This is a genomic window from Microbacterium maritypicum, from assembly GCF_008868125.1.
Classification (GTDB): Bacteria; Actinomycetota; Actinomycetes; order Actinomycetales; family Microbacteriaceae; genus Microbacterium; species Microbacterium maritypicum.
The window spans coordinates 674,287-687,575 of sequence record NZ_WAAQ01000002.1 but is presented as its reverse complement, the minus strand read 5'-3'; the positions used below and the strand labels follow the sequence as shown (position 1 = coordinate 687,575).

The following is a 13,289-nucleotide window of genomic DNA, read 5'->3' as shown; positions in this document are numbered from 1 at the left end:
GCCATGGACTTCGGAAGCATCTTCTCGAACACGGCCGTCTACCTGTTCAGCCCTGTCACCATCGCCTACGCCCTCGCGGCGACCGGCCTGGCCGTGCACTTCGGATACGCGGGACTGCTCAACTTCGGTATGGCCGCCTTCATGGCCATCGGCGGCTACGGCTACGCCATCTCGGTGCTGAGCTTCGGTCTGCCCTGGTGGATCGGCATGCTCATCGGTCTGCTCGGCGGCGCGCTCTTCGCCGTCCTGCTCGGCATCCCGACACTGCGACTTCGCGCCGACTACCTGGCGATCGCGACGATCGCCGCCGGCGAGATCGTGCGACTGCTGTTCACGACGCAGCTGTTCGACGAATGGACCAACAGCGCCGACGGCCTGGCCCAGTACAACGGCGGGTTCCGCGAGGCGAACCCCATTCCCCCCGGGACCTACGGGTTCGGGCCCTGGATGTACAGCGCCAACGACCTCTGGAACCGGGTCTTCGGCGTGATCGTGCTCGCCGCGGCCATCCTCTTGGTGTGGGCGCTGATGCGCAGCCCCTGGGGTCGCGTCCTCAAGGGCATCCGCGAAGACGAGGACGCCGTGCGCTCGCTCGGCAAGAACGTCTTCGCCTACAAGATGCAGGCGCTCGTCGTGGGTGGCGTGATCGGTGCCGCGGGCGGGATCATCTTCGTCCTCCCCTCCGCCGTCGTCCCCGGCAGCTACTCGACGTCGCTGACGTTCTTCCTGTGGACCATCCTCCTTCTGGGCGGGGCGGCCACGGTGTTCGGACCGACGCTGGGCGCCGTGCTGTTCTGGGTGGTGTTCGCCTTCATGGCCAACCTCCTGCCCTCCCTGGCGAAAGCAGGCCTGCTGCCGATGTCCGACAGCCAGGCATCGACGCTCGTTTTCGTCTTCGTCGGCATCGCTCTGATGCTGCTCGTGATCTTCCGCCCGCAGGGCATCCTCGGAGACAAGAGGGAGATGACCTTTGTCAAATGAACTGACCCCGGAACAGGTCCCCGGCTCTGCCGAGGGCACGGCGAACGCCGCGCCCACCACAGGGAGCATCCGACGCCCGAAGACGACCGGTCTGACCAAGGGCGAGGTGAAGCCGGGGGTCGCCAAGGTCGATCCGATCCTCGTCGTCGATGCGGTCCAGCGTCGCTTCGGTGGCCTGACCGCCGTCGACGTCGACCACCTCGAAGTGCCGCGAGGAGCGATCACCGCACTGATCGGCCCGAACGGAGCAGGCAAGACCACGCTGTTCAACCTGCTCTGCGGATTCGACAAGCCCAACAGCGGCACCTGGTCCTTCGACGGAACGAGCCTCTCGGGAGTCCCGTCGTTCAAGGTGGCAAGGATGGGACAGGTCCGCACGTTCCAGCTGACCAAGTCGCTCTCGCTCCTCACGGTCCTCGAGAACATGAAGCTCGGAGCTCCGCATCAGCGCGGGGAGGGCTTCTGGTCGAGTCTGTTGCCCTTCCTCTGGCGAGCGCAGGACACCGAGATCGAAGGCAAGGCACGCGAGTTGCTCACGCGCTTCAAGCTCGATGCCAAGGAGAAGGACTTCGCGGCGTCGCTCTCTGGTGGCCAGCGCAAGCTCCTCGAGATGGCCAGGGCGCTGATGAGCGACCCGACGCTGGTGATGCTCGACGAGCCCATGGCCGGCGTCAACCCCGCTCTCACGCAGTCGCTCCTCGACCACATCCTCGATCTGAAGGAGCAGGGGATGACGGTGCTCTTCGTCGAGCACGACATGCACATGGTCCGCCACATCGCGGACTGGGTGATCGTCATGGCCGAGGGCCGCGTCGTCGCGGAGGGACCTCCCGACGAGGTCATGGAGAACCCCGCGGTCGTGGATGCGTACCTTGGTGCGCACCAGGATCTCGACCTGGGCGCGGTCACCGGACGCATCCCGGTGCTCGAGGATGCCGCCGCGATCCGACTCCGCGAGAAGATCGAAGCAGAGGCCGAGCTCGAAGCGAGCGATCCCGCCTCCGGCACAGAGGGGAAGGGCACCGCATGAGCGCGGAATCGCCGACGAACGCACCGCAGAGCGCGCCTCAGGACGACGTCGTGGTCGAGTTGACCGACGTCCACGCCGGCTATCTCCCCGGGGTGAACATCCTCAACGGCGCGAACCTCGTCGCCCGCCAGGGCGAGCTGATCGGGATCATCGGCCCGAACGGCGCCGGCAAGTCGACCCTGCTGAAGGCGATCTTCGGGCTGGTGAACGTGCGCAGCGGCGACATCACGGTCAAGGGCGAGAGCATCGTCGGCCTGAAGGCCGACAAGCTGGTCCGACGCGGGGTCGCTTTCGTGCCGCAGACGAACAACGTCTTCCCGTCGCTGTCGATCGAGGAGAACCTGCAGATGGGGCTCTACCAGAACCCCAAGATCTACGCGGAACGGCTCGAGTTCGTCACCGGCATCTTCGCCGAGCTGGGCAAGCGCCTCAAGCAGCGCGCCGGATCCCTCTCCGGCGGCGAGCGGCAGATGGTCGCCATGTCGCGCGCGCTCATGATGGATCCGTCGGTGCTGCTGCTCGACGAGCCGTCGGCCGGGCTCTCCCCCGTGCGGCAGGACGACGCGTTCATCCGGGTGTCCGACATCAACAAGGCCGGCGTCACGACGATCATGGTCGAGCAGAACGCCCGACGCTGCCTCCAGATCTGCGACCGCGGGTACGTGCTCGATCAGGGCAAGGACGCCCACGAGGGCACCGGCCGTGATCTGCTCAACGACCCGAAGGTGATCGGTCTCTACCTCGGAACGCTCGGCACCGACGCGGCCTGAGCCACAGACTCGACCCCACGACAAAGGCCCCGGATCGGATCCGGGGCCTTCGTCATGTGATCGTGTGATCAGTTGGTGCGGGTGATCATGTTGTCGGCACCGTACTTGTAGATGCCGATCGAGGCACCCTGGGGGTCGCCGGCCTCATCGAACGTGATGTCGCCGGAGTAGCCGTCGTAGTCGGCCACGCCGCCGTCGTTGATGATCTTGGCGCACTCGGCGAAGCTGGTGCACTTCTTGCCGTCGCCCGAACCGCCCGAGACCTCCTGCATCTTGGCCGCGATGTCCGCGCCCTCGGTGGAGCCGGCCGCGAGCGAGGCCAGAGCCACGAGGATGACGGCGTCGTACGCCTCTGCCGCGTAGGTGAAGTCCTTGACCTCGGGGTTGCCTTCGCCGGTCCAGTAGTCCTGGAGACGGGTGGTGAAGTCATCCGCGAGAGCAGGACCGGCCTTGGTTCCCTGCGCGCCCTCGAGCGAGACCGGGATCTCCGAGCCGTAGTCGGACAGGTTGCCGTCGACCATGTAGAACTTGTCGGCCGAGATGCCGGCGTTCACCAGCAGCGGCGCGATGGTCTTGAACTGGTCGAACGACACGATCGCGACCGCGTCGGGGTTCTGGGCCTTGATCGACTCGACCTGAGCGTCGAACTGCGCGTCGCCGACGTTGAACGAGACCGACTCGACGACCTCGCCGCCGGTGCCCTCGAACGTCGTCGTGATGGCGTCGTTCAGGCCGGTGCCGTAGGCGTCGTTCTGGTAGATGATGCCGAGGCTCTTGGCGCCGTCCTCGGCGATCAGGTTGCCCAGCACCTCGCCCTGCAGCAGGTCACTGGGTGCGGTGCGGAAGTACAGGCCGCTGTCGTCCCACGTGGTGAAGTCGGGAGACGTGTTCGACGCCGAGATCTGAAGGATCCCCGCGCTCACGTTCCCGTCGAGGATGAGCTTGGAGACGCCCGATGCGGCGGCTCCGACGATGGCGGAGACGCCGGCGCCCTGCAGCTTGGTGATCGAGGTCTCGTAGGCCTTGGTGTCAGTGTCGCCCTCGTCCTCGGCCGTCAGGTCGATCGTGACACCGGCAGCGGCCTCGTTGACCTCCTGGACCGCGAGTCCGACGCCGGATTCCATGGGCGGGCCCAGGAATGCCAGCGACCCCGTCTGCGGAAGCAGCGATCCGAGCTTGAGCGTCAGATCGGCTGCGGGCTTGTCGCTGCCACCGCTCTCCGAGCTCGGAGTGCTGCTGCAGCCGGCGATGACGATGGCGGATGCACTGATCAGTGCGATCCCGGCGAAGACCTTCGCTGTGCGCGAGCCCTTCAATGCGTTCATGATGCTCCCTTGCGTAACTGAACGTGGATTGTGACTGAACGTGGATTCTGGCCACAATCGGGTGCTCTAACACTAGGCCGTGAGTCCTGCGCGCAGGGGTTGCAAGTATCTCGGTGCGTTAACGATCCGACACCGGGTTCCCCGACGGATGAGCCTCGGGATCAGGCCGCTTCGACACGCGGAATCCTGCGCCCCCGACGTGCGGCGAGCAGCAGGTCGACGACGAACACCCCGATCGCGATCCACACGATGATGAAGCCCGCCCAGCGCTCCGGAGGCATCGGCTCGTGCAGGACGACGACGCCGATGAGGAACTGCATCACGGGGGTGATGAACTGGATCATTCCGATCACGGTGAGGTGGATGCGTCGGGTTCCTGCGGCGAAGAGCAGCAGGGGCACCGCTGTGGCGACGCCGGCGAACGCCAGCAGCAGCGCGTGCGGCCACCCGTTCGCCCCCATCGTGATCCCCGTCGTCTGGGCGACGACGATCAGCTGCACCACGGCGATCGGGATGAGCCAGAAGGACTCCAGCGTCAGACCGCTGACCGCATCGACGGCGGGACCGATCTTCTTCTTGATGAGCCCGTAGACCCCGAAGGACGCCGTCAACGACAGGGCGATCCAGGGGAAATCGCCGTAGGCGACGACGATCACGACGACCGCGATCGCCGCGATCGCGATGGCGGCCCACTGCAACCTGCGGATGCGCTCCTTCAGCACGAAGACGCCCAGCAGCACGGTCGTGATCGGATTGATGAAGTAGCCCAGGCTCGTCTCGACGACGTTCTCGCTGAGGGTTCCGATCAGGAACACCTGCCAGTTGACGTAGATCAGAAGACCGGCCAGGGCCGTCCAGGCCAGCAGCTTCGGCTGTCGGAGGATGACGCCGAATGCCGCCCAGCCGCGCGTGAACGTGAGCAGCAGGAGGCAGAACACGAACGACAGCAGCACGCGCCAGGCCACGACCTCCCACGGCCCCGTCGGAACGAGGAGCAGGAAGTAGAGCGGAAGCACTCCCCAGAGGAGGTACGCGGCACCGGCATAGGCCACTCCGGCGGTCTGCGTGGCACGAGTCGTCTCTGGGGGCACCGCACAACCCTACGCCCGCGGCGGCGGCGCGCCCTCGGCCGCCCGGCCGCTGCCGCAGAGTTCGGCAGGAAACCGATGCCCGGTGGCGGACGCAGAAGGGGCCCGGATGCGAAGCGCATCCGGGCCCCTTCCAGGACCTTGACCCTGCCCCTCACGAGGGGCGGGAATCAGATTCCGCAGATCAGCGGACGACGACCGCCAGGACGTCGCGAGCCGACAGGACGAGGAACTCGTCTGCGCCGAACTTCACCTCGGTGCCGCCGTACTTGCTGTAGAGCACACGGTCGCCGACGGCGACGTCGAGCGGAACACGGTTGCCGTTGTCGTCGATGCGGCCGGGGCCGACCGCCACGACCTCGCCCTCCTGGGGCTTCTCCTTGGCGGTGTCGGGGATGACCAGGCCACTCGCGGTGGTCTGCTCGGCCTCGACCTGCTTGATGACGATGCGGTCCTCGAGCGGCTTGATGGAAACCGACACGGTCTACCTCTTCTTTCTTGACGCTGACACGAAAGACTTGTTCGCACTCTCAACCCGAGAGTGCTAATCCAGTCTAGGCGCTCGGCTGGCACTCACGCAATGCGAGTGCCAGCGTGCGCGGCGGGCAGTCCCCCCGCACGGGCAATTAGGCTGAGCACGTGGAGATGTCCGAGCTGCGCGCCCTGCTGACCCCCGCCGGTCTCGAGCTGCTCGACGCGGTCGGGCCCATCGAATCGACCGCCGACGTGACCCGCACCGTCTCGCGGCTGCGCGCGGCCGGCCACTCCCCCGAGCTCGTCTCCGCCGTCGTCGGACAGGCGCACCTGCGATCCAAGGCTGCGGCGAAGTTCGGCCCCTTCGCCGCACGCATGCTGTTCACCCGCGCCGGGCTCGAGCAGGCGACGAGGCTCGGGGTCGCAGCCCGTCACGCGCAGCGGATCCGGCACGCCGGATTCACCCGCGTCGCCGACCTCGGCTGCGGCATCGGCGGCGACGCGCTCGCCTTCGCCGGAGCGGGACTCGACGTGCACGCCGTCGACGCCGATGAGGTCACCTCGGCCATCGCCGCCTACAACCTGGCACCCTTCGGCGACAGCGCCGCGGTGGACCACCTCACGGCCGAAGACGCCCTCTCAACGGTGGAAGCGGGAAGCGCGATCTGGATGGACCCGGCTCGACGCACCTCCGGGCACAGCGAGACCCGACGAGTCTCCGCCGACGACTACTCCCCCTCGCTGGACTGGGCGTTCGATGTGGCCGCGAGCCATCCGACCGGCATCAAGCTCGGACCCGCGCACGACCGCGACGCGCTGCCCGCCGACGCCGAAGCGCAGTGGGTGAGCGCCGACGGCAGCGTCGTCGAGCTCGTCGTCTGGAGCGGCGCCCTCGCCCGAGAAGGGGTCCGCCGCGCGGCGCTCGTGATCCGCGACGAGCGCTCGCACGAGCTCACCGCCCCGGCGGACGCCGCCGACGAGCCGGTGCGCGAGCTCGGCGCCTTCCTGCACGAACCCGATGGCGCCGTGATCCGTGCCCGTCTGATCGGCGAGGTCGCCCGAAGCCTCGACGCGGGGATGCTCGACGAGCACATCGCCTACCTGACCTCGGATGCCGCGCTGACGAGCCCTTTCGTGCAGTCCTTCCGCGTGCGGGAGACCCTGCCGGCGAACCCGAAGGCGATCAGCGCCGCCCTCAAGGCGCACGGCATCGGACGCCTGGAGATCAAGAAGCGCGGCGTCGACGTCGATCCCGCGGCCTTCCGCAAGAAGCTGACGCTGCGCGGCGACCAGGAGGCGACGCTGATCCTCGCCCGTATCGGCGATCAGCGCCGCGCGATCCTCGCCGACCGGGTACCCGCGGCGGGCTGATCCGCTCAGCCGTCGGAGTCGCGGCCCGGCGGCTCGACCACGATGGGATCGCCCGGAGGCGCTTCGACCCGCACGGTGTCCTGCGGCGCTCCTGGGGAGGCGGAGGCCTCACCGATGACCAGATACGGCGTCTGCCACCTCGTGAACCGCGCCTCGAGCACCGTCGAGCCGACCTCCGCGCCACCGACGCCGTCGATCCGCGCGTCGATCCCTGACTCCCACGCGTCGCTGGGAGACTCGCACGTCGTCAGGTCACCGGCGTCGATGATGAGGCACTTCTCGACCTCGCCCCGCTCCGAGACGCGGTCGCCGACCCATACGGGTTGCGTCCGGAACGAGCCGACGATCGTGAGGGAGAAGGCGAAACCCTCGTCGGCCAGTTCCTCGGCCCGTGCGCGCTCGGCACCCGCGAACTGCGAGGACGACGTCGACGACATCGACCGCCGCTGGAGAGCGACCATCGGCTCACCCGCTGTCGACACGAGCATCGTTGCGCTCACACCCCCCAGACTCCGGGTATCGTCTTCGGGATCGTCGATCGGAACGGGGAAGGACACGCTCAGGCCACGTCCGATGTCGCCGGTGGGAAGGCAGTTCGACTGCGAACGGTCGCCGATGTCGAGGATCAGGCACACGACGCCGCCATCGTCCTTGGTCGCGTACCAGGCCAACGCATCCTCGTCCTGCGCGACCGCAAGGAGTGATCCGCTGTCGAAGTCGGCAGCGGCGAGCGCATCACGGCGCTCCTGCTGCGCGGCGGACAGAGCGATGCCGTCGGCGCGTGTCGCGAACAGCGCCCCACCGATGCCGACCCCGAGTGCCACCGTCATCACCGCGAGCGCCGACACGCCCACTCGATACCTCCGCAGGACACGACGAACGGTGCTGAACGAGCGCCGATCCTCGGTAATCGCCTCAGGCTCGGGAGCGTCGACGACGGCATGCCCGCCAGCGTCGTCGGGGACATCGGCAGGAGCGGGCGACGGCTGCTCGGGCGACGAATCCACACGGGTCTCGACGGCGGGGGGCGTCACCGGAGATCGTCTCGCGTCCTCCAGCTCCCGCAGCCGCCTGGTCTCGGCATCCGTGAGGATGCCGTCACGACCATAGGCCCGGCGCTGGAGCGCCCGCAGCTCGTCAGCGTCCGTCTCCGCCTGCACCGTCGGCACCCCCCTCACGTGTGATCATGAGCGAGGAGCTCCCGTCACTCCAGGTCGGAACCTCCAGGCGGACGACCTCGCCGCTCTCCTCATCGACCACGTTCAGCACCAGCGTGGCGCTCTGTTCCTGCAGAGTGAGCGCATCGGCGCAGACCCGAGGGAACAGGTCATCCGAGCCGTCGTACATCAGACAGGTCTGAAACGACTCGAGCGCCATACCCGTCCACACCGGCACCTCACCGTCGTAGCCGATGACCCAGAGCGAGTTGATCTCGAACCCCTGCGCCGCGATCCGCTTCGCCTTCTCCGCCTCACCGGCGTTCGCATATGTCACACCGTTGGTGGTGCCGGGTCCATACTCCGCCGTGTAGGTGGATACGGCGGGTTCGCCGGACGCGGTGAACATCATCTGCACGTTGAGCTCGCGCCTGATGTCGTCCTTCGACTCCACTGTGACCGCCCCGAAGAGCCCCGAGCCCTCGACGGTCTCCGTGCGCTCGCAGGTGGGCAGTGCCGACGCGGAGGTCGCCACGAGCAGGCAGGTGATCGCGCCGTCGTCCTTGGTCGCCGCTGAGATGACCGCCCCCTGCTCGACGGCGAGGGCGCGCACGGATCCCGGGTCGTAGCGCCCTCCGGCGATCAGCGCGCTCTGCCATTCCTGCTGCTGCGCGCTCAGGGCGACCGGGGTCGCAGCCGACCGGCCGAACAGCAGCCAGCCCACGCCGACCCCGACGATGAGCAAAGCCGCGACGGCGAGCACGGCGGGCCGCCAATGCGCGCGCCATAGGGATCGCGCGGACTCCCCGGTCCCCGGTGAGCCCTCTGCGACAGGCGACGGATGCCCCTCCGCCGCGTCGGGTGCCGCGGCCTCGACGCCCTGATCCTCTGCCTCAGCGCTCGCGGAACCAGCGTCGTCCGACGACTCCCCGCGGTCGGGAGGCGACACGGTATCGGCGGTCGGGGCGAAGTCGAGCCCCACGGGTTCGACACCCGGCGCAACACGGCGCTCCTCCAGCGCGCGCAGTCGCACGGCGTCGGCATCGGTGAGCGACGCCTCGCGGCCGTAGGCCCGCGCCTGCAGGGAGCGCAGCTCCTCGAGCTCGTCCGCGTCCAGCATCGGCTCAGCCGAGCCTCTCGAACTGCATGCCGGCCCAGACCAGCCAGCCCAGGCTGTAGACCGTCGCGCAGAGTCCGAGAACGAGCGCCCAGCGCGCGATCGCGCGACTCTCGACAGGGCGACGCAGAGACATGATCGCCGCGACGACCGCGACCACGGCGACCGGGATGCCCCAGCCGACGAAGAACGACGCCCCGAGCGCGACGATCGCCGCCAGCAGCGCCCACGGCGCCAATCGGGTGTCGTCGACCGGCATGGATCCCGTCGACGGCTCCCACTCCGTGTCGTCGGGAGCATCGATGTCGGGACCGGTCGCGACGACCGGCTCGATGCCGACCGGACCGGTCGGCAGCCTGGTGTATCCGTCTCGGCGGGAACCGGGAAGACGGGCGGACCCTGCGGGGTGCTCGACCTCGTCGCTGGGGCCTTCGATACGCGCCGCCGGCGTCGCCGAGGACCGCGGCTCGGGAGTACCGGGGACGTCACTCATACCGACACCGCCTCCGCGATCTGGATCTCGGTCACGGGCAGCGTCGAGTCCGCGCCGAACGCCAGGGTGGACGGGCGCCGGCCGGAGGAGATCAGCTCGGACGCGAGGGCGGCGATCATCGCGCCGTTGTCGGTGCACAGCGACAACGGCGGGATGCGCACCGTGACGCCTGCAGCCTCGGCGCGCTCCAGAGCGACCTCGCGCAGACGCCGGTTCGCGATCACTCCCCCGCCGAGCAGCAGCCGCGGCACACCGAGGTCGGCGCAGGCGGCGAGCGCCTTCGTGACCAGAACGTCGACGACCGCCTCGCGGAAGCTCGCGGCGACGTCGGCGAGGGGAACCTCGACCCCCTCGGCTTCGCAGCGCTCGACCCAGCGGGCCACGGCCGTCTTCAGCCCCGAGAACGAGAAGTCGTAGCGGTGCTTCGCCAGGTCGGAAGCACGGGACAGGCCACGGGGGAACCGGATCGCCTCCGGGTCGCCGTCGGCGGCTGCACGGTCGATCTCCGGACCACCCGGGTACGGCAAGGACAGGAGGCGGGCGACCTTGTCGAAGGCCTCTCCCGCGGCGTCGTCCATCGTCTCCCCCAGCAGCTCGACGTCGGTGGTGAGGTCGCGCACATGCAGCAGCGAGGTGTGACCGCCGGACACGAGCAGGGCGATCGTGGGGTACTCGAGCGGAGCGGAGTCGGCGGTGAGGATGTCGGCGGCGATGTGGCCGACGAGGTGGTTCACGGCGTAGAGGGGCTTGTCGATCGAGACGGCGAGGCCCTTCGCCGCCCCCACGCCGACCATCAGTGCTCCGGCGAGTCCTGGGCCGCTCGTGACCGCGACGGCATCGAGATCATCCAGGCGCACACCCGCCTCGGCGAGGGCGGCATCGATCGCGGGCTGCAACGCCTCCAGGTGCGCCCTGGCGGCGACCTCCGGTACGACCCCGCCGTACCTGGCGTGCTCGTCCATGCTCGACGCGATGGTGTTCGACAGCAGGGTGCGTCCGCGCACGATGCCGATGCCCGTCTCGTCGCAACTCGTCTCGATGCCCAGAACCAGCGGCTCGCTCATGCCTTCGCCTCCTCGGTGGCGGTGACGGGCACCGTGCGACGGCGCAGATCCAGACGCATCACGATCGCGTCGACGTCGTCGGGCTGATAGTAGTGGGGACGGCGGGCGATCTCCTCGAATCCCTCGGCGAGGTAGAGTCCCTCGGCCGAAGGGTTGTCGGCGCGCACCTCGAGGAACACCTCTCGTGCACCGCGTGCTGCGGCCGCCGCGAGCAGCGCGCGCAGCAGGATCCTGCCCCGCCCCTGGCCGCGGTGCTCGGCGAGCAGGGCGATGGTCTGGATGTCGGCGTCGGCGCTGCCGTGGAGGGCGCGCACTCCGCCGTATCCGATCACCGCACCGTCGTGCTCGTCCACGAGGTAGCGGCCGTGTGGGCTCGCGAGCTCGGCGGCCATGGTCTCCGCGCTCCAGGCGTCCGTCGGGAAGGACCGGTTCTCGATCGCCATGATCGCGTCGAGGTCTTCGACCGTCGCGTCGCGGAGGGTCATGTCCCCACCTTCTTCGGCGCACCGGGAAGCGTCACATCGGGGTGACGCATGTAGAGGGGCTCCTCGCCGGCGAGCGTACGACCGGCGGCGAGCGCGCGGGCCCCGACCCGCGCGAGATCCGATGCGGAGAGCGTCGTCACATCGATGCGCCGGATGCCGTCGAGATGCGCGTCGGCGTCGGCGGCCCGCACGAGCACGGTGTCGGCGACGACGACCGGGATGCCGTCGTCGTCGAGACCGTCGAACACGGTGATGGCGACCTCGCGCCGACGGGCGTCGGTGACGATCGCGAAGGGAGCGGTCTCGCTCTCCAGCGCCGTCAGAGCCGCGGCGAAGTGGCTGGGGACGGAGACGACGGGCAGGCCGCGTCCGAGTGCGAAGGCACGCGCCGCGGCGATGCCGATACGCAACCCGGTGAAGGGGCCGGGCCCCATGCCGGCGACGACGTGGGTGATCTTCGCGTCACCCGCCTCGCGGAGCACATCGACGAGGAGGTCGCCGATGACCTCGGCGTGGCCGAGAGGGTCGACGGCACCGGCTTCGGCGCGTCGCTCCCCGTCGGCATCGATGAGGGCGACAGCCGTGCCCAGGGAAGTGTCGACGGCAAGGATCACGACTCCAGATTAGCCGCCGTCCCGCGAGGGAGCTCCCCGCAGGCGCCGGAGGCCCCGGGCTCAGCCGAGCGGAGCGCGCAGCGGGTAGTCCTGATCCTCGAGGATCACCTGCGAGGCGGCTCCCGTCGTCTGGTTGACGATCACGGGGGCGAGGAGGTTCACGCTCACGCCCTCGGCGGACGGGTGGGCGACGACGAGGATCAGCGCGTCATCCGGCGATTCGAGCGCCAGACCGTCTGCCTGCTCGTCGGTGAGGGTCGGCGCGTACGCGCTCAGCACCGTTCGAGGATCCACCAGATACAGACGCAGCTCGGCGTCGTCCACGGCCCGCAGCGAGAACAGCCCGTCAGCACCGTCGACGGGAGTCAAGGCGAAATCGACGTGGGGGGCGAGTCCGGGCGGCGGGGCGAGGAAAGTCAGTGCGGCGGTCATCGGAGGAAGTCCATGAGTGAGGGCTGGAGCACGCGCGCATTCACCGCGAGCGCGGAGCGGTACACGAGCTCCTGCGCCTGCAGGCGCACGAGCACCTCGATCGAATCGACGTCCTCCACCGCCGTCCTGCGGGACTCGAGGGACACGGAATTGTGCACTACCGCCTCCTTGGCGCGTTCGATCTGCGACTGTCTGGTTCCCACCGAGCCCTGCACGCCGAGCATGGCCGTGCGGCGGCTGTCGATCTCTCCCAGACGGGGGCCGACGTTCGTGCCGGAGCGGAGGTCGGCGACGATCTTGTCCACGAGCGCGAAGACCGAGCCATCTCCGGTGCCGAAGACCGCGGCGCCGTCGGTGTCGACACGGACGGATGCCGCATCGGAGACACGGCGGGTGACCTCGGCTCCCGGCACGCCGCTGTGGCTGTAGTCCGCGGCGAAGGCCGCGGTGTCGGAAGTGCCGGCGAACACGGAGCGGCCGAGCAGCCGGGTGTTCGCCTGGGCGAGGAGCTCCTTGCCGATGCCTTCGAGCTCGACCGCCAGAGCCTCCTTGGCGGTGGCGTCTAGGGCGCCGTCGTTCGCGCCCTGGGCGGTCAGGTCGCGAATCCGCCCCAGCAGGGCCGTGCTCGCGGTGATCGCGGTGTCGGCCGCGGTGACCCAGGCCAGACCGTCGTCGATGTTGCGGGCGTACTGCTCGGTGCGGCGCTGCTCGGCATGCAGCGCGAGGGCCGCGGCGGCCGCTGCGGGGTCGTCCGACGGAGCGGCGAACGCACGCTGAGATGTCGCCTGCTCCTGCAGACGCGCCAGCTCGGAGAGGTTGGACTGCAGTTGGCGCATGGCCGTCTGCGTCATCGCGGACGAGGTCACTCGAGAGATCATGAGGCTCCTT

At 69.0% G+C, this 13,289-nt stretch carries 15 protein-coding genes; 4 read left to right on the top strand and 11 right to left on the bottom strand.

What is annotated here, in order from left to right; translation table 11 throughout:
* Positions 1 to 3: 3 nt before the first annotated feature.
* The 3 genes from F6W70_RS14190 to F6W70_RS14180 all read left to right on the top strand — a co-directional run bounded on the left by F6W70_RS14190 (position 4) and on the right by F6W70_RS14180 (position 2,781).
* Positions 4 to 981 carry a branched-chain amino acid ABC transporter permease gene (locus F6W70_RS14190; protein WP_151487073.1) on the top strand — a complete coding sequence of 326 codons (978 nt, stop codon included), beginning with the start codon at positions 4 to 6 and terminating at the stop codon, positions 979 to 981.
* 67 nt (positions 982 to 1,048) lie between these two features.
* Entirely contained in the window at positions 1,049 to 2,011 is a 963-nt protein-coding gene (locus tag F6W70_RS14185) for an ABC transporter ATP-binding protein (RefSeq protein ID WP_151487258.1), read from the top strand.
* Entirely contained in the window at positions 2,008 to 2,781 is a 774-nt protein-coding gene (locus tag F6W70_RS14180) for an ABC transporter ATP-binding protein (protein ID WP_127481964.1), read from the top strand. The genes F6W70_RS14185 and F6W70_RS14180 overlap by 4 nt, the downstream gene beginning before the upstream one ends.
* A 68-nt stretch (positions 2,782 to 2,849) precedes the next feature.
* On the opposite strand, the gene F6W70_RS14175 is transcribed toward F6W70_RS14180, so the two are convergent.
* From F6W70_RS14175 to groES, 3 genes are all read right to left on the bottom strand, one after another.
* Positions 2,850 to 4,106, bottom strand: a complete 1,257-nt coding sequence (locus F6W70_RS14175) for an ABC transporter substrate-binding protein (protein ID WP_055870392.1) — start codon at positions 4,104 to 4,106, stop codon at positions 2,850 to 2,852.
* A gap of 161 nt (positions 4,107 to 4,267) precedes the next feature.
* Positions 4,268 to 5,197, bottom strand: coding sequence for an EamA family transporter RarD (gene rarD, locus F6W70_RS14170; protein WP_055870391.1), 930 nt, complete (start codon positions 5,195 to 5,197; stop codon positions 4,268 to 4,270).
* Positions 5,198 to 5,378: 181 nt separating this feature from the next.
* Positions 5,379 to 5,675 carry a co-chaperone GroES gene (groES, locus tag F6W70_RS14165; RefSeq protein ID WP_017203655.1) on the bottom strand — a complete coding sequence of 99 codons (297 nt, stop codon included), beginning with the start codon at positions 5,673 to 5,675 and terminating at the stop codon, positions 5,379 to 5,381.
* 158 nt (positions 5,676 to 5,833) lie between these two features.
* Here groES and F6W70_RS14160 point away from each other — a divergent pair, with 158 nt between their 5' ends.
* Complete coding sequence (locus F6W70_RS14160) at positions 5,834 to 7,039, top strand: class I SAM-dependent methyltransferase (protein ID WP_151487072.1); 1,206 nt, start codon at positions 5,834 to 5,836, stop codon at positions 7,037 to 7,039.
* A 5-nt stretch (positions 7,040 to 7,044) separates the two neighbouring features.
* On the opposite strand, the gene F6W70_RS14155 is transcribed toward F6W70_RS14160, so the two are convergent.
* Genes F6W70_RS14155 through F6W70_RS14120 form a run of 8 tightly spaced genes read right to left on the bottom strand, consistent with a single transcriptional unit; the run spans position 7,045 to position 13,279 of the window.
* Positions 7,045 to 8,208, bottom strand: a complete 1,164-nt coding sequence (locus F6W70_RS14155; RefSeq protein WP_170287921.1) for a hypothetical protein — start codon at positions 8,206 to 8,208, stop codon at positions 7,045 to 7,047.
* Positions 8,177 to 9,316 (bottom strand): hypothetical protein, encoded by a 1,140-nt coding sequence (locus tag F6W70_RS14150; RefSeq protein WP_151487070.1) that lies wholly within the window; start codon positions 9,314 to 9,316, stop codon positions 8,177 to 8,179. The genes F6W70_RS14155 and F6W70_RS14150 overlap by 32 nt, the downstream gene beginning before the upstream one ends.
* 4 nt (positions 9,317 to 9,320) lie before the next feature.
* The gene (locus F6W70_RS14145) at positions 9,321 to 9,806 is read right to left on the bottom strand and encodes a hypothetical protein (RefSeq protein ID WP_151487069.1); all 486 of its coding nucleotides are present in this window, start codon (positions 9,804 to 9,806) and stop codon (positions 9,321 to 9,323) included.
* Entirely contained in the window at positions 9,803 to 10,870 is a 1,068-nt protein-coding gene (gene tsaD / locus F6W70_RS14140; RefSeq protein ID WP_151487068.1) for a tRNA (adenosine(37)-N6)-threonylcarbamoyltransferase complex transferase subunit TsaD, read from the bottom strand. Before tsaD ends, F6W70_RS14145 begins: the two co-directional genes overlap by 4 nt.
* A complete protein-coding gene (gene rimI / locus F6W70_RS14135) occupies positions 10,867 to 11,355 on the bottom strand; it encodes a ribosomal protein S18-alanine N-acetyltransferase (protein WP_017828262.1) in 489 nt (162 codons plus the stop codon). Before rimI ends, tsaD begins: the two co-directional genes overlap by 4 nt.
* Complete coding sequence (tsaB, locus tag F6W70_RS14130) at positions 11,352 to 11,969, bottom strand: tRNA (adenosine(37)-N6)-threonylcarbamoyltransferase complex dimerization subunit type 1 TsaB (RefSeq protein ID WP_151487067.1); 618 nt, start codon at positions 11,967 to 11,969, stop codon at positions 11,352 to 11,354. Before tsaB ends, rimI begins: the two co-directional genes overlap by 4 nt.
* A 60-nt stretch (positions 11,970 to 12,029) precedes the next feature.
* The gene (locus F6W70_RS14125; RefSeq protein ID WP_151487066.1) at positions 12,030 to 12,401 is read right to left on the bottom strand and encodes a flagellar assembly protein FliW; all 372 of its coding nucleotides are present in this window, start codon (positions 12,399 to 12,401) and stop codon (positions 12,030 to 12,032) included.
* Complete coding sequence (locus F6W70_RS14120; RefSeq protein WP_151487065.1) at positions 12,398 to 13,279, bottom strand: flagellin N-terminal helical domain-containing protein; 882 nt, start codon at positions 13,277 to 13,279, stop codon at positions 12,398 to 12,400. Before F6W70_RS14120 ends, F6W70_RS14125 begins: the two co-directional genes overlap by 4 nt.
* Between the last annotated feature and the right edge of the window lie 10 nt (positions 13,280 to 13,289).

Coding starts and splice junctions, on each gene's coding strand:
- F6W70_RS14180 (WP_127481964.1), top strand. CDS start 2,008: ATGAGCGCGGAATCGCCGACGAACGCACCGCAGAGCGCGCCTCAGGAC.
- rimI (WP_017828262.1), bottom strand. CDS start 11,355: ATGACCCTCCGCGACGCGACGGTCGAAGACCTCGACGCGATCATGGCG.
- F6W70_RS14120 (WP_151487065.1), bottom strand. CDS start 13,279: ATGATCTCTCGAGTGACCTCGTCCGCGATGACGCAGACGGCCATGCGC.
- F6W70_RS14125 (WP_151487066.1), bottom strand. CDS start 12,401: ATGACCGCCGCACTGACTTTCCTCGCCCCGCCGCCCGGACTCGCCCCC.
- tsaD (WP_151487068.1), bottom strand. CDS start 10,870: ATGAGCGAGCCGCTGGTTCTGGGCATCGAGACGAGTTGCGACGAGACG.
- F6W70_RS14145 (WP_151487069.1), bottom strand. CDS start 9,806: ATGAGTGACGTCCCCGGTACTCCCGAGCCGCGGTCCTCGGCGACGCCG.
- F6W70_RS14150 (WP_151487070.1), bottom strand. CDS start 9,316: ATGCTGGACGCGGACGAGCTCGAGGAGCTGCGCTCCCTGCAGGCGCGG.
- F6W70_RS14190 (WP_151487073.1), top strand. CDS start 4: ATGGACTTCGGAAGCATCTTCTCGAACACGGCCGTCTACCTGTTCAGC.
- F6W70_RS14175 (WP_055870392.1), bottom strand. CDS start 4,106: ATGAACGCATTGAAGGGCTCGCGCACAGCGAAGGTCTTCGCCGGGATC.